We start from the raw sequence: 18,917 nt of genomic DNA on the forward strand, positions 1-18,917 counted from the left end.
GGGTATTTTAAATCAAAATTAAAGAGTTTTAGGAGAGTGGTTTTGTGGAGGTAAAAAGATAGCAGTTGATAAGATAAATCCTGCTAAATATAACCCAAGGAAAAAGTTAAAACCTGGGGATGCTGAATATGAAAAACTTAAAAGGTCAATAAAAGAATTTGGATATGTAGAGCCTATCATTTGGAATGAAAGAACAGGGAATATAGTAGGCGGCCATCAAAGGTTTAGTGTTTTAAAAAATGAAGGCTATAAAGAGATTGATTGTGTTGTAGTTAATTTAGGTGAGCAAGAGGAAAAGGCCCTAAATATTGCACTAAATAAAATTCATGGTGATTGGGATATGCCACTTTTAAAAGACCTTTTAGAAGAACTTGATAAATCAATGTTTGATGTTTCTCTAACAGGATTTGATGCTGTTGAAATAGAAGAATTAATTTCTAATGTTCATGATAAAGAAGTAAAAGATGATGACTTTGATGAGAAAAAGGCCCTTGAGGAAATAAAAGAACCAATAACTAAATATGGGGATGTGTGGCTACTTGGTAAACATAGATTAATGTGTGGAGATTCAACACTACTTCATGATATTTTAACCCTGCTTGATGGAAAGAAAGCAAATATATGCGTTACAGACCCACCATACAACATTGACTATGAAGGCGGCACAGAAGAAAAATTAAAAATTATAAACGACAAGATGGAAGATAAAAAGTTTTATGAATTTTTACTTTCAGCTTTTAAAAACATCTATGAGGTTTTAGATGATGGAGCAGCAGTATACGTATTTCATGCAGACACAGAGGGGATTAATTTTAGAAAGGCATTTAAAGATGCAGGGTTTCATCTTGCTAATGTGTGCATATGGGCAAAGAATAGTTTAGTTTTAGGAAGGTCAGATTATCACTGGCAACATAAGCCTATACTTTATGGTTGGAAACCAACGGGAAAGCACAGATGGTATTCAGATAGAAAGCAGACAACTATTTGGAACTATGATAGGCCTTGTAAAAATGCAGAGCATCCAACAATGAAGCCTATTCCTTTAATAGCATATCCTATAAAAAACAGTAGCATGACAAACTGCATTGTATTAGACCCTTTTGGTGGAAGTGGTTCAACATTAATAGCATCAGAGGAAACAGGAAGGATATGCTATACGATGGAGCTTGACCCTAAATATTGTGATGTAATAGTTAAAAGGTTTATTGAGTATTGTGGTAATGATAATGAAGTGTTTTTAATAAGGGATGGAGAGAAGAAACAATATAAAGAAATAATATAAATAACTTGACTTAACCTGTGTTTAGAGTGATTAATGTAATAACAAAAACACAGGAGGTATTAAGATGGATAGAAAAGAGATAGTTAAAACATTAAGTGAAGTTTTAGGTTCTAAACCTACTTATCTTGGAGCACCTACATTTGCTTATGAAATAAAGACTGAAAAGGATGTGTATAGAATAGGCAAAGATGGCGTTATAAGAAATTCAGAATATAGAGAAGTTACACTAGAAGAAATATTGTTTAAAGAACAAGAAGATACCTTGGATAATGCAAACATAGAGATGCCATTTAAAGACCATACAGGAAGAACACTTATCAATATATTGAATATGCTTTACAGCAAACAACATTTGATTGTTGAGGCTTTAGAATTAGATGAAATTTTGATTGATAAAGAGTATATAACAAAACTAAACCAAAAGAAAATAGAAACCATAGAAGAATTAAAAGAGGCTATTTACGAAGCAGGTCCTAAAGGGTGTAATGGAATAGATTTTAATTTTGAAGAAGAAACATTTTCAATCAAGCTTTTAGGTAAAAATCTAAATGAAGAAAAAATATCTGCATTAATGAAACTTACAACTTTAATAAGTGAAAATGCAAAGAAACTAAAATATGCATCCTTTAAAGAAGCACAGGATGATAACCCTAAATATGCATTTAGGACTTGGCTTATACGACTTGGAATGAATGGGAGAGAGTATAAAGAAGATAGAAAAATACTTCTTAAAAATCTTAAAGGTAATAGTGCATTTAGGGAACCTGTGATAGAAGGGAGTGCAGAAATTGAAGGATAAATTTTTAAATCAAACAAGGTGCGATAGATGCAAAGGAAGTTTAAAGGGTGGGAGAATAATGTCAATGTTCAATGAAGAGTGTATATGTATGGCATGCAAGGAAAAGGAAATGAAACGAAATGATTATAAAAGAGCAGTAGAGGCAGAATTAGAGGAAGTTAAAAAGGAAATTATAATTTTAAAGGGATAGAAGGGTAGAATAAATAATTTTAGGAGTCTACGTTGGTAGGCTCTATTTTCATAAAAGGGGTGAAACTTGTGGCAACAAGAGGAAGAAAGCCGAAACCGACAGCACTTAAAGTTTTAGAAGGCAATCCAGGCAAAAGGCCTTTAAATAAACTTGAACCAAAACCTGAAAACAAAGCACCAAAATGTCCATCGTGGCTTGAAAAAGAGGCCAAAAAGAGTGGAGAAAGATGTCAAAGACTTTAGAAACACTTGGGATATTAACAGAAGTTGATGCAGCAGCATTTGCAGGATACTGCCAAGCTTATGCAAGGTGGAAGGAAGCAGAAGAATTTTTATCAAAACATGGGACAATATTTAAGACACCATCAGGATATATACAGCAGGTGCCGCAGGTTTCAATAGCACAAACTTATCTTAAAATAATGAAGGATTTTTGTACAGAGTTTGGCTTAACACCTTCATCACGTTCAAGAATAAGTGCAAATGAAAATATAGCAGAAAATGATGATCCGATGGAGATGTTACTAAAAATTAAGTAAATAAACTTTAATTTGACAACATTTTCAAACATATATTTACAAATTTTATATAATAAAGGTGTTATAATAAAAATAAATAGGGGAGAAACATTATTACTAAAGAAAAATTATTATATGAAATGGATAAGTTAAATAAAATGCTAGAAGGTGATATCGAAAGAACTTCTGAAAAAGTTGTTAAACAAAGTCAGAAGGTAGATAGATTAATTTTAGAATATATGAGAGAACATGGGGATATGAAAAATATAAAAGATAATAAGAGACAAATTTAAGAGAGCCTTTATAAAGGTTCTTTTTTATTAGAAAAAATAGGGGGTAATAGGTCAATGCCTTATTAAGAAGAAAAGGCAAATAGAGTAATTACATTCATTCAGCAATTAAAACTAACAAAAGGTAAATGGGCAGGAGTAATTCAGTTTTTCATAAGAAACACTGACCTATAATTAACTTGCTTTGTATCAATATAAGAGTTAACATGTGTAGCTGAAAGGGGAATTAATAATGCAAAGGAAGGTTATAAAGCTTGAACCTAAAATTATTAAAACTATAGCTAAAAACGTGTAGCAGCCTATGCAAGAGTATCAAGTGGAAAGGATGCAATGCTTCACTCTCTTTCAGCCCAAATTAGTTACTACAGTAGCTTTATTCAAAAACACGTTGAATGGGAATTTGCAGGAGTATATGCTGATGAGGCTATGACTGGAACAAAGGATGAAAGGCCAGAGTTTCAAAGATTACTTAAAGACTGTAGAGATGGCAAAATAGATATGGTTATAACAAAATCAATTTCAAGATTTGCAAGAAACACTGTAACATTACTTGAAACAGTAAGAAAACTAAAGGATTTAAATATTGATGTATATTTTGAAAAAGAAAATATTCACAGTATTAGCGGGGATGGTGAGCTTATGCTGACTATCCTCGCTTCATTTGCACAAGAAGAATCAAGGTCAGTCAGTGAAAACATAAAATGGAGGATAAGAAAAGGCTTTAAAGAAGGAGAACTTGTTAACTTAAGATTTATGTATGGGTATAGGATAGAAAAAGGGAAAATAGAAATCAATGAGGATGAGGCTAAAATTGTCCGAATGATTTTTCAAGACTATATAAATGGAATGGGTGCAACTAAAATAGCAAAGAAGCTAAGAGAAATGGGAATAGAAAAAATAAGGGGTGGAAAATGGAACTCAGATAGGGTTGTTGAAATATTAAAAAATGAAAAGTATACAGGAAATGCAATACTTCAGAAAAAATATGTAAAGGACCATCTTACTAAAGCTTTAGTGAGAAATAAAGGAGAACTTTCAAGATATTATGCAGAAGAAACACATCCGGCAATAATTGATTTAGAAACATTTCAAAAGGCACAAGAAATATTAGAAGAAAGAAGATTAAGGTATTCATCTCGAAAAGAAACTACAAGTCATATATTTTCAGGAAAAATTATATGCAGTATATGCGGTAAAAAGTATAGAAGGAAAATAGTAAGGGATAAGTTTATATGGCAGTGTTCTACCTATTTAAAATATGGTAAAGATGCCTGCCCAGCAAAACAGATCCCTGAAGAAATATTAATCACAGCTTGCGAAGAAGTTTTAGGAATAAAGGGATTTAGCAAAGACGAATTTGAAAACAAAATAAAGGAAATACAGGTGATGGATAAAGGGATAATTAACTTCATATTAAATGATGGAAATATAGTTAAAAAGAATGGAGCTACAAATCAAGAAGTGAAAGCTGGAGTGAAGAAAAACGCCAAAGGGCAAGAGAAAAAGCCTTAAAAGATTAGAAGGGAGGAATGACTTATGGCAAGAGCCGTAACTGTTATACCAGCAACATCAACTAATGTTTCTCCAATTACAAAAACAAAAATAAATAGAAAAAGAGTAGCTGCCTATGCAAGAGTTTCAACTGACAATGAAGAACAACTTCAAAGTTTTGAGGCACAGATGGATTACTATACAAGACATATTAAATCAAACCCTGATTGGATATTTGTAAATGTCTATACAGATGAAGGAATATCAACAACAAGCACTAAAAAGAGAGATGGGTTTAATAGAATGATTGAAGATGCCTTAAGTGGCAAGATAGACCTTATAATCACAAAATCAGTTAGCCGATTTGCAAGAAATACAGTAGATACATTAACAACAGTTAGAAAACTAAAGGAAAAAGGTGTAGAGGTATATTTTGAAAAGGAAAATATATATACAATGGACAGCAAAGGAGAGCTTTTAATTACCATAATGTCAAGTCTTGCACAAGAAGAGAGCCGTTCAATTAGTGAAAATGTTACATGGGGGCAAAGAAAAAGATTTGCAGATGGTAGGTTTAGTTTGCCATACAAGCACTTTTTAGGCTATACAAAAGGAGAAGATGGATATCCTAAAATAGTTGAGGAAGAAGCAAAGATTGTAAGGCTAATATATAGAATGTTTTTAGAGGGAAAAACAGCATTAAGCATAGCAAAGTATTTAACAGAAAACAAAGTTTCAACACCAGCAGGTAAAGGAGTATGGCATCAAAGCACAGTATTAAGTATTCTTCAGAATGAAAAATATAAAGGAGATGCAGTACTTCAAAAGAAGTTTACAGTAGATTTTCTAACAAAGAAGATAAAGAGAAATGAAGGTGAAGTTCCACAGTATTATGTACAAAACAGCCACCCTGCAATTATCTCACCTGAAGTATTTGATTTAGTGCAGATGGAGCTTAAGAATAGAAAAGGGGCTAAGGGGTATAAAACAGGAAGAAACTACTTTTCAGGAAAGATTATATGCGGTGATTGTGGAAGTTTCTATGGCAGAAAGGTTTGGCACTCTAATGATAAGTATAGGAAGGTTATCTGGCAGTGCAATTCTAAGTATAAGAATGAGGAAAAGTGCAAGACACCATTTATAAATGAGGAAGAACTAAAGAAGGCATTTGTTGAGGTGTTTAATGGGATTGTTAATAATAAAGAAGAAATATTAAGAGGGTATGAGGAAGTTATAAAGGAACTTACTTATACCAAAGATTTAGATGAAAAAATATTTGAACTTGAAAAAGAAGCAAAAGAAATTTTAGATGAGATAAATAGATGCATTCGTGATAATGCAACTAAAGCACAGGACCAAGAGAAATATACGACAAAATATAATGCCTTAGTTGAAAGGTATGAAAATATTAGAAAGGCAATTGAAGATGCTGAAAATGAGAGGTTTGAAAGGCTTGCAAAGAAGGATAGGATAGAGGAATTTATTAAGGTTTTAAGGGATAGGAATTGGTTAATAGATGAGTTTGATGGGGAGCTTTGGCTTGGAACAGTTGATAAGGTGGTTGTGAGTAGAGAGGGAAGACAAAATTTGTATTAAAAGATGATAGGGAAATAGAGTGGTAAGTTGATATAAATAAAAACATTTAAGGGGTTAGAGTAATCTAGCTTCTTTTTATGAAGTAAAAGGATATAATTAAAATAATATGTAAATTTAAGTTCACCTAAACAAAACAATTAAATTTAATATGGTATATGCAGAATAATGTAGAAAAAATAGAAAAAATATGATTGACAATATATACATATATATGTATAATTATAAATCAAATGGTTGTTGTAACCAATAAAATAAATAATATATATTTGATGAATAATTATATACAGTAACTTCTGAAAAAATTTTGTGTTAAATATAGAATAAAAAGAATTAAGATTAATTAGTATTCTTAAGATAGAGTAGTAGAGTTTAATAGTACAAGTGGATATAAGTTTAAGTTAGTAAATGCTGTATATGCAAGACAAGTTGGGAATCAATTTTATTACAAAAGCATATAATGAAAAGATGAATTATATAAATGTAAATAATTTATAACCAATAACTGTATCATATAATGTAACTGTAACTGACATAAAAGATGGACAAGTATAGATACATTAATTGTAGATTTATATATAGGGGTATGTTCAAATAGCTTATAGTTGATACTTCTGATTTGTGCATATAATCAACTGGTTGATTTATATAAAATAAAGAACATGTTCAAGAAAATAACCAAGATTTAATTTAGTAACCATATTTTAAAATTTATATATTTGCTCAAAAAGTTAAGTTGGTTTATGTTGCTTATATAAAACATGATATTTTCATCCTTTGTGGATAGTTTTTGGGTGTTGTTATAATTTAATAATGCCACAGTGGAGGAAAATATAAAAGCCTTTTGGCTAAAAAAATAGTAAAATCAATGGTTGCAGAATTTTGTAACCGACTATTAAATATATTTCAGGGAGGGAAACTTATGTTTAAGAAATTTATGTCAATATTTATGATTTTATGTTTTACCCTGACTATTAATATGGTTGCATTTGCAGAAAGTAATAACTTTGAGAAAAAGTTCATGATACTAAAATAGTAAATACTAATAAGGATCAACATAAGACATATACAAAAATGAGATTCTGGTTTTGAAAAAATATGTTTCAGTTAATGATAACGGATTGTTTGAACTTGATTATAAGAAAGCTAAGGCTGATGGAATAGAGGAAGAATTATTAAAGGGACAGCTAGATTATTTTAACTTTATAAATAATTCAATAAACAATGGAGAGCTAACAGCAGATAAAAATCTAAATATAATATCCAATAATAAAAACCAAATTTCGTATTATGCAACTTCAGGTCACTGGTATAGCTGTGGCGGAGGCTTAAATACAGATGTAAGTTATCATTGGTGGGGATATAGTAGATATGCATGCGATTGTGAAACTCAAAGAATGTCATCAGATTTTAACTCTGTTGCTGCGGTTGGTGCTGGAATAACAGTTGTGGCAGCTTATTTTGGTGCTGTACCTGCTATTCCTCCTGGACTATCATCAGCATATTTCTGGTTATTAGCATCACGTCTGGATGCAAATAATCATGGTAGAGGAGTATATGTTGAAATGACATGGGCTTTAGTTTTTGATATAACTCCACAATAATATCTAAGTAGAATATACATAAATATATCTTGAATGGGGAGAATTATCTATGTGGAAGATATATACCAGATATGCATTACCATTTTTAGTTCTAACTATTGTTTTTATATCAATTATTAGAGCATCAAGAGAATATAAACAGAATGATGATCCTAAAAAAGAACAAAAATGCTAAAAAAGTTGCGGTTAGTGCGACAATCTCATTGTTACTATTATCAATAATAATAATAATAATATTATCTTAATTAAGAAGGATATACCTTAGTATAAGCATAAGGTATATCCTTCTTAATTTATTATAAATTCAGTGGATGATTGATAGGCAGTTGGGAGGAGGAATTTGACACCCATACAAAGAATTGCAATAGCTGAGAAGTATAGATACATATACTAGGAAAAAGCTAAAGAGAATCAAAGTACTAGAAATGGTTTAAACTCTTCGTTCAAAAGAACAGAAGGTTCCGAAAACCAATAGATACACTTGAAGAACTTGCTAACATAGCAGGAGTATCAGAAACTACATATTTCAAAGGTGAAAGAATTTTATATAGCAATAATAAAGAAACAAAGAAAGTAGTTTTTAACGGTGGAATGAAAATAGGAACTGCTTATGAAAAATTATTTAGAAAGAAGAAAAAAGTATAGAGGAAAAATCCTATACAGAGATTGTCTTATATACTAAGTTTTACATGGTTGAAAACTATCATCAAAAGTATTATCTTCAGCTTATAAAACCCATAATGAATGACCCTGACTAAGCGCTAGGGTCATTTTAAGTTATATGGGTGATTTATATCCATATCTTCATAAAGTGTGCCTTTGAGGCTGCGGGCTTTACGTAGGATATGTTCATTGCATCGAAGGAATGCTGGGATATTAAAGGAACCCTTGAGCCCTTTTCATAGGTCAGGTCAGTAACTATTGCGGAGTGGTATATTACTCCGTTTTTATTTTCATATTGAATGATGTCACCTGTTTCAAGGCCTGAGATATCAGGTATTTCAATTGCCTTAATTCCCGGAAGCTTAAGCTCGGTTCTGGATTTTAATGTCCAGTAAAGTGAATGGGCAACAGACCAGGATACAGACCAGGTATCATGCTGCCTGTTATAGCCATTTTTATACCACCAGGGTTTTTGAGATTTTGCGTCCATTTGGGCTCCGCCTGCAAGAAGACATTGTGATACAAAGTTGGAGCAGTCTCCGCCTCCATCTCCGTGTGATGCAAAATACCTAAAATCACTATTAGGTGAAAGGGCATATCTAAGGGCATATTTAACAGCCCTATTTCTATCATATTTGTTGGAATTATAGTTTAGATTCATTTAACACTCCTGTAAAAATACTATTATTATATGTTTATGCGCTATGGACAAGATACGTTAAAAAGATTTGTTTCCATATAATTCAAGGTGGTTTATAATTTAATATATAGTAATGTAAAACTAAATTTTGTTTTCTGGGGGATTTTAATGGAGAATATCAAGTTGGATGAATTTACTGGATACAAATTTCTATCTGGTATAAGGCTGTCTCCTAATGGGGATTATGGCTGCTTTGCACTTCATGAGACTGATGTTGAGGAAAACAGCTATAAGTCAAATCTTTGGCTCTACGATATTAAAAATAAAAGACATTTTAGACTAACTTCCTTTGATAAGGAGAGAAGTTTTCTGTGGTTAAAGGACGGAGAAAGTATTATTTTTCAGGGGCTAGAGGCGAAAAGGACAGGAAAAGCCTTGAGGAGGGGAAGAGTTTACAATCTTCTATAAAATAAATATAGATGATTGCAGAATGTAAAAATTGAAATTGTGGATAACTTTTTGGATTTTACTAAAAAAAATCACAAAAAAGAACATGCCAAAAACCTTTGATAAAAAGGCATGCGAAGCATAAATACAAATTTTGGATTGTGGATATGTGGATTAAGCAGGTATTTTAAGAAGTTTTGATATACTTCTTAAATATTCAGGTTTATTCATGGCGTAAGCCAATATTACATTTATAAGTTTAGATATAGCAGTCAAATATAGGTCAGCACGCATTGTAGAGGTATTAACAGTTTTAGGTTGCTGTATACATGGGTTTGATTTTAAAGATGCTATTTCTCTCTCAATGCAACAACGTATTGAATAAGTTTTTCCCATTCCACAGAGTTTCTTATAATACCAGGATAAAGCCTAAAATTTTTATCAGGATAAACATAAGTCATGCGCCCACTTTTGCTATCAGTACATGGATTTTCACATGTGTGATAAGGTTTACCATTTTTATCACGATGTGATTTAGGGCAAGTAAACTTATATCTTAAACTTCTATTTTTCCCTTTACAAGAACCATCAAATTTAAAATGTTCTTGTGTTAAGGGACATATAGGAATACCTTCGGTATTATATTCAAGTTCTCCAATTTTTGTATTGGATTGGCTACGAGGATTAAGTGGGATAAGAACTTTTCAAATTCTAAATGTTTAAATAATCCAAAGTTATCATAACTATCAAATTCTGAATCACCTAAAAAAGTTTTAAATTTAAAATTTGAATATTTTTTTAAGTTATTCAAAAATGGTACAATTACTGGTTTCAATGAAGCATTATCATAAAAATATTTTTGTTCTTCAGGAGTAGAGAATTCTTTTTCTACAGATTTATAAAAGTCTTCTTCGAAGAATTTTATGCTTAAAGGTATACCCCAACCATTAGTTAATAATCCAAATTTATAGAAGTAACCAAAATGTCCATTTACGAAATCAAGTCGTATATTTGGGTTAGCTTGAGAATACTTAGGCATGTTTTTATATGCGGCAGCATAGGGATTAAAGTTCTTGTCATTAATAATTTTTGAATATGCTTTTTGCTTATTTATTTCACTTGCAAGTGTTTTAGGATTATTTTCTTTTACACGAGGCTTTAATCCAGATGTATCATATATCAAAATTGAGTTTAAATTTTTATATGGGGAATCAGCAGGAAGAAGATTATTAATATCTTCACATATATCAATAACTTTAGGAACCATAGAATTAAATAAATCTGCGATATCACTTTCAAAAGTAGTTTTAAATCTACTGAAAAAGATTCATCAGGTATAGATTTATAGAAACCACAAAATTCTCTAATTTCAGTAGAAAATACAAGAAATAGATTTAACAACGCAGTTGTAGGTATATGAAATATTTGCATAATTAGCAAAGATGATAATATAGAAGAAAGCTCATATTCACGATTTCTTCCTAAATCTGAATAGTAATGTTCTTTAAAAGAATTAGGGATAAATGTATTAATATCAAAATTATCAGCAAGCAATTTAATAAACCCTACGGGTTGTTTAGTAACCATATTTTTAAATTCATATACTTGCTCAAAAAGTTAAGTTGCTTAATTTTGCTAATACAAAACATGCTATTCTCCTCCTCTGTGGATAGTTTTAAAGGTTGTTATAATTTAATAATGCCACAGTGGAGGAAAATATAAAAGCCTTATGGCTAAAAAATAGTAAAATCAATGGTTGGAGAATTCTGCACCGACTACAGTACCATTATTTCAAGGAGGGATATTAAAATGGCATCTGTATCAAATTCATTAAAAAATGCACCGAGTTATGTTCAGCAATTCTACAAAAATTCTACTACTAAAAACCAAAGTGCTTCAAAAAGCAATACCTCAAAAGATGTAGCAAAAGGTGGTTCTGTAGCGATGCAACAAAATCCACTAAAGGGTACCAACTATCAAGTGGTTACTAAACCTGTATCGTCATCTGGGAAACCTACATCTTCGGTATTAATTATTATGGATAAATCACTTGGGGAAGTTGCCAAAAATGGATCACCTAAAGGTGATTGGGTATTTAGAGTAGATAGCCCGCATGGAAACACTAATTACAATCATGTTAATACTAATTCAAAACTTTATCCTGATAATAAAATATATAAGGCATTAAATCATAAACCAGTTTCCAATACTGTATATAATGTAGCAAAGAACATGGATGATATAGCAAAAGTTGCTAAAGTAGGTGGACGTGCAGTTGCTGTTGCAGCAGTTGTAATGGACGGAAAAGATATTTATGATTCCTATAAAGCAGATGGCAACAAGGTTGGTAAAAATACAGTTACAACAACAGCAGGTGTAGCGGGAAGCTGGGCTGGTGGCGTTGGTGGAGCTAAAGTGGGAGCAATGGCAGGAGTAGCAATTGGAACAATGATATGCCCTGGCATTGTAACTGCTATTGGGGGAGTTATTGGAGGATTAATTGGAGGCATAGCCGGATCACTTGGAGGTAGAGCGGCGGGACAGGAAATTGCAAAGGCAGCATTCAGATAGAGGAGGTGAAATAAATGTTCTTTAAAAAAAGACAACCCCGAAAACTGTAGAGTTTATTGAGTGTGTTATTCTTAAAAAGACAGAGAAAAATTTATCATATTTTTTTCATTAGAAAATTTTAGAGAGAAAACGTATGCAAACCAATACTTATGGAATTACATACAAAGAGATGTTGTTGTTTCAATTCTTTCTGATTTTTCGGTATATATTTATACACCGGATGATAATAATACTGTACTAAAAGAAAATTATGGAAATTTATATCACATCAAAGAGAGTAAAGATGGAAGGGTTTTTTATATTGCCGTAGATTAGATTATCGAATTGTAACTGAACTAATAGAAGCATACGATAATATGTGGCAATATAATTATTTCGTTAATTTTACAGCGTATTCTGAAAAAGTTGCCCAAATTGATTTTGAACAATTAATGAATTATGAGCAATTAAAAGGATTCGCAATAAATATTAAGCCGCTTGGAGATAACGCAGGGCTTGAAATAACCATTGACCCTGAACAAATCTCAGAGGCTGAACTTATAGAACGGATACGAAGTGTTGTCGAAAAATATAGAATTGAGTTAAAAGTTATATAAAGAAGTAAAGAAGGTGTGGATCTATGTCAGAATATTTGCCGATAGGTTCCGTGGTGCGTTTGTTTGGCGGTACTAAAAAACTTATGATTTATGGAAGGAAACAGATACAGTCAGGGGTAAATAGAAAATGGGATTATGTAGGTTGCTTATATCCTGAAGGAAACCTAAGTGAAAAGTATAATGTTTTTTTAATCATAATGAAATTGAGGAAATATATTTTAAAGGGTATGAGGATGAGGAAGAAATTTACACGAGGGAACTATTAAAAAACTTTGACAAATGAGGTTTTATATTAACATTTGGTGCGAATATATTTTGTTATTATACTAATTTAATTTTTATAAACTATAAAATAGGGATAACAAATTAAATTTTTTGTTGATTTGCATAACTTATTTGTATCAACATCATCGTCCAAAGACAAAATTGAACAACATATTGATACAATAGATAAAAGCCTTGAAGTGTTAAGCTTTGAGGCTATTTTGCTTTTGGATGGTAGCCTTATCACATATAACTTTTATTTCTCTAAATGCAAGTCCTGCCAAGATGGGAGCCTTTCAAAATAAAGGTGATGCACTTCTTTAAAAAACTTATACAGTTGATTTTTGACCAAAAAAGAGCAGTTAACAACGGTAAGTTCCAATGTATTATGTAGAAGAAAGCCACCCTGCAATTATTGATAAAGAAATGCATACCGCAGTACAGCTTGAAATGGAGAGAAGAAGAGCTTTTGCAGAAAAATATAACATCAGTAAGCTTGATTATGCTACAGTTGATAATCCTTTTGCAGGAAGAGTTATCTGCGGACATTGTGGTAGCCCTTTTGGCAGGAAGGTTTGGAATTCTACAGATGAAAGGTTAAGAAGGGTTGTTTGGAGATGTAATAAAAAATATGAAGTAAAGGGGAAAAAGAGCTGTGAGAATAAGCATATAAATGATAAGGTTTTGTATCAAGCCTTTGTAAATACGTTTAATGCTATGGTGGAAAATAAGGAATATTTTATAGAAAAGTGGAAGAAAGAACTTAAAAGTGAGAATGTATTGGTAAGATACAGGGCAAAGCTGTTTATAAATATTTTAGCTGATGCAGAGAAAGTAGAGAATTTTGATGTGGATATGTATTTTAGGATAATAGAGAAAATGACAGTATTTGATGGAGAAAAGATAATAGTTAGTTTGCTTGATGGGACGGAGATAGAAGTTGTAATTGAATAGAGGAATTTTAGAGACAGATGAGGATTGTTGAGCAATTCTTGGCAGATTTCTCAATTTAAATAATAAAATAGAAATGGATAACTTTTGTCATTTTGTGTCGTAAAATTTTACCAAAGAAATTATTGACATTTTTGTTATGGGGGGTAAAATTACAAATGTAGACAAGTTGTCTATAAATATAATTAATAGTTCTATAATATTACAAAAATACCAAAGAAAGGAGGTATCATTAATGGATACAAAGACTATTCAGGTTTATTCTGAAAAAGAAGGTAGAATGGTTGATGTTGAAGTGATCAACAAGGAGGCAGATAGTCGTTTTGCCAACAGAATCAGCGTTATGCTTGTGGTTGATGAAGAGGAGTAAGTTCTATGCTAGGGGGATTATGTTATTGCATAGCCCCCATTTCAAACTATATGGAAGGTGATTATTATATGAAAAAGTTTTATATTGCACCGACTTATAAATGCAATAATAGATGTATGATGTGTGGTGTATTTAACACTAAAAAGATTCAGAATGGGAATACGGTCTTGAAGAGTTAAAAATGGAGATTGATGGTAAGGAAATTGCTAATGGCGATGTAGTTATTGTTTCAGGCGGGGAACCAACAATATATCCATATTTTTATGATATACTTAAATATCTTGAATTAAAGGGTGCCTTATGTTACAATTTTTAGTAATGGGAGATCTTTTAAGAGTAATGAAAATGTATTAAAATTAAAAGAATGTAAGTATGAAAATATGCTAATACCTTTATTTGGAAGTGATGCACAAACTCATGATAGGCTTACTGGAGTGAAGGGAGTTTTGATGATACAATTAAAGGATTACATAATCTGGAACTAAATGGATTAACACATTCAATAAAGACTGTTGTGATGAAGGATAATTATGCTAATCTTCCTTACTGGGCAAATTTTATCTGTGAAAATTTTAAACATCCCCACATGGTATCAATACATGGATTGCATTTACAAGGGAAGCTCCCAAGGTTGCAGAAGAACTATATGTAAGGCACGATAAGATAGCTTATTATGTGGAAAAAGCCCTTGATATTTTGTTGTCTAATGATTATAATGTGTTTTTTCAGCAATCCCGTTATGTAATATAGACCCGTACTATTGGAAATATAATATCGTATCGGATATAAAAGACTATAAGGCCATATCAATAGATTCAAAGGAAATTAGTGAAAGTAATCGCAATAATTATGAATTGATGCCTAAGCAATGTGAGAGCTGTAGAGTTAAGGAACTCTGTGAATGGCCTTGGAGAATGTATAAAAAGATGTTCACACTAGATTATATAAAAACTATTTAGGAGGACGATATGCAAATTAAAGAAAGACCAGATGTACGAAACATATATGTATCATTAAATTATATATGTAATAATAAATGCTTGATGTGTGGTGTCCCTTTCGATAAGCATAATAGATATAATGAAAGTTTAGATTTTTATATATCTGAGATGAATAAAGTTCCTTTTACAATTAATAAAAATGATATTGTGACTATTTCTGGAGGAGAACCGTTTTTATTTAGGGATTTGTTTACTTTCATTGAATTTATAAAAAGCAAATTTGGTTGTAGGATTACAATATTTACGAATGGAAGAGCTTTAAAGAAAAAGGAAATTGTTGAGAGAATAAAAGAATTAAATGTTGATAAATTAGTCATCCCCTTTTTTCGTATAATATGGAAACTTATGACTTGATAGCTGGGGCAGAAGGTGCATATATGGAAGTTATAGAAGGATTTAAGAATCTAAATGAATGTTTTGTTTATAATGAAGCAAAGTTTTTACCAATGAAGCAGAATGCACTTGATATAGCAGAGTCATATAAATTTATTAAGTCTCATTTCCCAAGAACTAAATTTACTATTTGCGGAGTACAATATTTTGGAGAAGCGGTACATAATTTAAAAAAATTGGAATTAAATACTGTGAATTAAAAGAGGAACTAGAAAAAACTTTTGATGAAGCACAAGAAAAATATAACGAAATTATACCACTTTATCGTTTTCCAATGTGTGTCCTTGATGCTAAGTATAATAATAATGGGGTATTAACTTTGTTTCAAGAATATATAATTGGTCCAGACTATTCAGATGTTGCACTATCTGATGATAGCAAAAGAAATTTAACATTCCGACAGAATGTAGAGAATGCTTATCATTCTGTGATTGGTATTCACAAAAATATGAACATACTTTTGGTTTGCAAGAGTTGAAAGCGTTAGGAGGTGTGAAAGCTTGACAAAAGATAGAAATATACGAAGGTTGGTTCTATTTTCAATACTTACATCTATTGATTTTTTTCAGCAATTGAAGTGGCATTTTTTTACAAAAAGATTTGACTGCATCTCAAATATATATGATATACTCCATTTTTTCAATTCTTATTTTCCTGTTGGAAGTACCCGCAGGATATTTAGGAGATAAAATTGGATACAAGAAAAGTATAATATTGGGACTAATATGCGGTATATTAGGGTTTATAGGTTTTATATTCGGAAAGGGCTTTAGGGTCATAATAATTGCTTATTTTTTATGGCTTTGATGAATGTATTAATCAGTGGATCCGATGATGCATTGCTATATGACACATTGAAAGATAACGGTAAGGAAGATAAGTTTGAAGTTACATATGCTAAAATAGCGTCATATGGATATTTTGCATCCATTACTGGAAGTATTCTTGGGGTATAATAGCGGGAGTGTCAATGAATTTCAATGTAGTTGTACAGACGGCTTTTGTTATAGCCGGATTATGTATTATGGCTTTGGTAAATTCCCCAATCAATTTGATGACGAAAATGAAAATATTGAAGAAAGTGTAAAATACAAACGCAAAGAGATAAAATCTGTGGCTACAGAATTGATTTTAGCTGGTTTTTTATGACAAGTACCTTAATAGGGACTAAATTTTCCCAACAAATAATGCTTTCTGCAAATATACCTATATCCTTTTTGGCATTTTTACTGCATTATTGACGGTGATGGCTTCGATTTTTCTTATATTGCCCCAAAATGCAAGAAAATCCCATTTTCGTCTATTATGCTTATGCCTTCGTTGATCCTTATTGCAATTGGAATATCTCAAAATGGTCTTTTGGTTTTTTTACTATTGATTACATCTGCCAGTAGAGCATTGGGTAATGTTAAAATTACAACTTTAATAAATAAAAAATATCATCTAAATATCGTGCAACAATTAATTCTGTTAAGAGCTTATTGTTTAGATTGTTTTACTCTGTAATTATTTTGGTATGTGGCAAGGTGGCAGATTATGATATTTTCTGGGCTGTTATGTTAAGTGGTATTATTCTATTTATTATGTTAAGTGTTTTTCTAATTATAAGGTGGGAGGTGGAAAAACATGAATTACCAGCGTAACAGTCGAATGAGTATATCTGAAAAGAATGGTGAAATAACACGGTTTTCAAAAAGTACCCAAGCAGGTTTTAAATGGAAAACAAAAGATGGGGTACTTTACTATTCAACAAGTCCATTAGTACAGGAGCGTTGGTGTAATGAAGTTATAAATTGGTCTATAGAAAAAGAAATGCTTTATTCAATGGAAATAAAAGATTTCATAAATATCTCAAGCAAAATTAATAAAATAGCCTTTAACGATAATGTTGATGAAGTTGTGGTGACGTTAAGACAAAAACTCGATACTTTATGTGTTGATGATAAGAAGAGCATCATAGAAAAATATGAATTAAAAATAACCGTATATAAGGATAATGAGAGATTACTAGTATGTTGCGGAGGTAGTGGTCCCATAGAAGAAGTGCTTCGTAAATATGATTTTTTCAAGAATTCAAGAGAAGACTACGCTTTTATCAGTATCCATTGTTTAAAATGAAGTTCAGTGGCATGGAAAAAGTTTTACTTGGCAATCAGGCAACAGGATTTTTGTGCCATGAAGCAGTCGGACATATGGCAGAAGGTGATATAATAGCTACTGGAACAGCTTTTTATGAAAAACTAGGATGCAAAATTTTTGATAATAGGGTTAGTATTGTTGATTCGGGTAACATACCAAACGGGGCTGGAAATATTGTATTTGATGATGAAGGGACATATGCGACGGAGAATTATATAGTCAGAAATGGAGAATTGGTTAGCTATTTAACAAATAAGGAGATAGCCAAAAGGTATGGAATTAAGAATACTGGAAATAGTAGAAGTTCCAGTTGGAGTCAACCGAGTTATGTAAGAATGACTAATACTTATATGCTCAAAGGTGACAAAAATTAGATGATATTATTAAATCGATTGATTTTGGTATATATGTTGTAAGTGTTACTTCTGGGAATTGCAGTCTAGACGGTTCTTTTTCAATCAGATCCAATGAGGCTTATTTAATAAGAAATGGAAGTATAGTAGAAAGAGTGAAGAGAATATCAATTGATGATACGGTCTTTTCAGTGTTCAATAATATTTGTGAAATAGCAGATGATTCAAAAATTTGTTTAGGTTCATCCAGTTGTGGGAAGGGTGGGAGTATTAAAGTTGATGCCGGTGGTCCACATATATTAGCATTCATGAAAGTAGATGTTAATTATGAATATATATGAAGCAGAAGAGGAAATTAGAAAGATTATAGACAGTTCAAGTCACAAATATATATACTATGAAATTTTTTATACTTTGAAAACAGAGAAGTTAAATCAGAAAGATTACATATTCAGGAAATCAGTTGTTATGCAGAAACTATGGAGGGTATCTCTGTAATAAATTCGACATTTGGAACGAAACAAGAACTAAGGAATATTTGGGACAATTTGTTTTTGAGTATCATGTTTTCAAACAAGATCAATATAAGATCTCATAGAAAATATAATGATACGAATAGGTATAACGAAAGCAACAGGTTGACTAACAAAGTAAACAATCAAAAAGCAGAAAATATAATTTGTGATATCACGAGTGTTTCTATAGAAAAAATTTTTTTAACTCTGAGGGAATCCGGAAATATTCAGCAACCCCTTATTACTAT

General features: G+C 31.4%; 22 protein-coding genes and 3 pseudogenes. 22 read left to right on the plus strand and 3 right to left on the minus strand.

All coding sequences use genetic code 11. From position 1 onward, the window contains the following. Positions 1-58 precede the first annotated feature (58 nt). The 9 genes and pseudogenes from PL321_RS11105 to PL321_RS11145 all read left to right on the plus strand — a co-directional run bounded on the left by PL321_RS11105 (position 59) and on the right by PL321_RS11145 (position 7,941). The gene (locus PL321_RS11105; RefSeq protein ID WP_273964537.1) at positions 59-1,282 is read left to right on the plus strand and encodes a site-specific DNA-methyltransferase; all 1,224 of its coding nucleotides are present in this window, start codon (positions 59-61) and stop codon (positions 1,280-1,282) included. Positions 1,283-1,346: 64 nt separating this feature from the next. Continuing rightward, positions 1,347-2,081 (plus strand): virulence-related protein, encoded by a 735-nt coding sequence (locus PL321_RS11110; protein ID WP_273962077.1) that lies wholly within the window; start codon positions 1,347-1,349, stop codon positions 2,079-2,081. Beyond that, positions 2,071-2,271, plus strand: coding sequence for a gamma-glutamylcyclotransferase (locus PL321_RS11115; RefSeq protein WP_273962078.1), 201 nt, complete (start codon positions 2,071-2,073; stop codon positions 2,269-2,271). Before PL321_RS11110 ends, PL321_RS11115 begins: the two co-directional genes overlap by 11 nt. 68 nt (positions 2,272-2,339) lie before the next feature. After that, positions 2,340-2,809, plus strand: a pseudogene (locus tag PL321_RS11120) (phage terminase small subunit P27 family). Between the two features lie 119 nt (positions 2,810-2,928). Continuing rightward, complete coding sequence (locus PL321_RS11125; protein ID WP_273962079.1) at positions 2,929-3,081, plus strand: Spo0E family sporulation regulatory protein-aspartic acid phosphatase; 153 nt, start codon at positions 2,929-2,931, stop codon at positions 3,079-3,081. A gap of 327 nt (positions 3,082-3,408) precedes the next feature. Beyond that, entirely contained in the window at positions 3,409-4,590 is a 1,182-nt protein-coding gene (locus tag PL321_RS11130) for a recombinase family protein (RefSeq protein ID WP_273962080.1), read from the plus strand. Positions 4,591-4,614: 24 nt separating this feature from the next. Then, positions 4,615-6,165, plus strand: a complete 1,551-nt coding sequence (locus PL321_RS11135) for a recombinase family protein (RefSeq protein WP_273962081.1) — start codon at positions 4,615-4,617, stop codon at positions 6,163-6,165. Between the two features lie 1,085 nt (positions 6,166-7,250). Next, positions 7,251-7,766 (plus strand): hypothetical protein, encoded by a 516-nt coding sequence (locus PL321_RS11140; protein WP_273962082.1) that lies wholly within the window; start codon positions 7,251-7,253, stop codon positions 7,764-7,766. 49 nt (positions 7,767-7,815) lie between these two features. Further along, positions 7,816-7,941 carry a hypothetical protein gene (locus tag PL321_RS11145; protein WP_273962083.1) on the plus strand — a complete coding sequence of 42 codons (126 nt, stop codon included), beginning with the start codon at positions 7,816-7,818 and terminating at the stop codon, positions 7,939-7,941. 615 nt (positions 7,942-8,556) lie between these two features. Here PL321_RS11145 and PL321_RS11150 read toward each other — a convergent pair. Beyond that, positions 8,557-9,090 (minus strand): amidase domain-containing protein, encoded by a 534-nt coding sequence (locus PL321_RS11150; RefSeq protein ID WP_273962084.1) that lies wholly within the window; start codon positions 9,088-9,090, stop codon positions 8,557-8,559. A gap of 147 nt (positions 9,091-9,237) precedes the next feature. On the opposite strand from PL321_RS11150, the gene PL321_RS11155 reads away from it, so the two are divergent. Further along, a complete protein-coding gene (locus tag PL321_RS11155) occupies positions 9,238-9,537 on the plus strand; it encodes a hypothetical protein (protein WP_273962085.1) in 300 nt (99 codons plus the stop codon). Between the two features lie 153 nt (positions 9,538-9,690). Here PL321_RS11155 and PL321_RS11160 read toward each other — a convergent pair whose 3' ends face one another. Both PL321_RS11160 and PL321_RS11165 read right to left on the minus strand, forming a co-directional pair. Beyond that, positions 9,691-9,912, minus strand: coding sequence for a hypothetical protein (locus PL321_RS11160; protein WP_273962086.1), 222 nt, complete (start codon positions 9,910-9,912; stop codon positions 9,691-9,693). A 214-nt stretch (positions 9,913-10,126) separates the two neighbouring features. Then, complete coding sequence (locus tag PL321_RS11165; RefSeq protein ID WP_273962087.1) at positions 10,127-10,783, minus strand: hypothetical protein; 657 nt, start codon at positions 10,781-10,783, stop codon at positions 10,127-10,129. A 542-nt stretch (positions 10,784-11,325) separates the two neighbouring features. Between PL321_RS11165 and PL321_RS11170 the strand changes: the two genes are divergently transcribed. The 12 genes and pseudogenes from PL321_RS11170 to PL321_RS20025 all read left to right on the plus strand — a co-directional run bounded on the left by PL321_RS11170 (position 11,326) and on the right by PL321_RS20025 (position 18,495). Then, a complete protein-coding gene (locus PL321_RS11170; protein ID WP_273962088.1) occupies positions 11,326-12,087 on the plus strand; it encodes a hypothetical protein in 762 nt (253 codons plus the stop codon). Positions 12,088-12,443: 356 nt separating this feature from the next. Further along, positions 12,444-12,683, plus strand: a complete 240-nt coding sequence (locus PL321_RS11175; RefSeq protein ID WP_273962089.1) for a hypothetical protein — start codon at positions 12,444-12,446, stop codon at positions 12,681-12,683. An 83-nt stretch (positions 12,684-12,766) separates the two neighbouring features. After that, positions 12,767-12,966, plus strand: a pseudogene (locus tag PL321_RS11180) (DUF4176 domain-containing protein). Positions 12,967-13,328: 362 nt separating this feature from the next. Then, a complete protein-coding gene (locus PL321_RS11185) occupies positions 13,329-13,901 on the plus strand; it encodes a zinc ribbon domain-containing protein (protein WP_273962091.1) in 573 nt (190 codons plus the stop codon). A 136-nt stretch (positions 13,902-14,037) separates the two neighbouring features. After that, a complete protein-coding gene (locus PL321_RS11190; protein ID WP_273962092.1) occupies positions 14,038-14,268 on the plus strand; it encodes a hypothetical protein in 231 nt (76 codons plus the stop codon). A gap of 181 nt (positions 14,269-14,449) precedes the next feature. Continuing rightward, positions 14,450-14,584, plus strand: a complete 135-nt coding sequence (locus PL321_RS11195) for a hypothetical protein (protein ID WP_273962093.1) — start codon at positions 14,450-14,452, stop codon at positions 14,582-14,584. Between the two features lie 652 nt (positions 14,585-15,236). Beyond that, the gene (locus tag PL321_RS11200; RefSeq protein ID WP_273962094.1) at positions 15,237-15,623 is read left to right on the plus strand and encodes a radical SAM protein; all 387 of its coding nucleotides are present in this window, start codon (positions 15,237-15,239) and stop codon (positions 15,621-15,623) included. Positions 15,624-15,646: 23 nt separating this feature from the next. Beyond that, positions 15,647-15,862 carry a hypothetical protein gene (locus PL321_RS11205; protein ID WP_273962095.1) on the plus strand — a complete coding sequence of 72 codons (216 nt, stop codon included), beginning with the start codon at positions 15,647-15,649 and terminating at the stop codon, positions 15,860-15,862. A gap of 119 nt (positions 15,863-15,981) precedes the next feature. Continuing rightward, positions 15,982-16,140 (plus strand): hypothetical protein, encoded by a 159-nt coding sequence (locus tag PL321_RS11210; RefSeq protein WP_273962096.1) that lies wholly within the window; start codon positions 15,982-15,984, stop codon positions 16,138-16,140. Positions 16,141-16,244: 104 nt separating this feature from the next. Then, positions 16,245-16,469: an MFS transporter gene (locus PL321_RS21390; protein ID WP_443110778.1), complete on the plus strand. Its 225-nt coding sequence runs from the start codon at positions 16,245-16,247 to the stop codon at positions 16,467-16,469. An 819-nt stretch (positions 16,470-17,288) separates the two neighbouring features. Then, positions 17,289-17,780 (plus strand): hypothetical protein, encoded by a 492-nt coding sequence (locus PL321_RS11215; RefSeq protein WP_273962097.1) that lies wholly within the window; start codon positions 17,289-17,291, stop codon positions 17,778-17,780. 74 nt (positions 17,781-17,854) lie between these two features. Next, positions 17,855-18,495 (plus strand): annotated as a pseudogene (locus tag PL321_RS20025) (TldD/PmbA family protein). Positions 18,496-18,917 lie beyond the last annotated feature (422 nt).

It is taken from the genome of Caloramator sp. mosi_1 (assembly GCF_028622835.1).
Classification (GTDB): Bacteria; Bacillota; Clostridia; order Clostridiales; family Caloramatoraceae; genus Thermobrachium.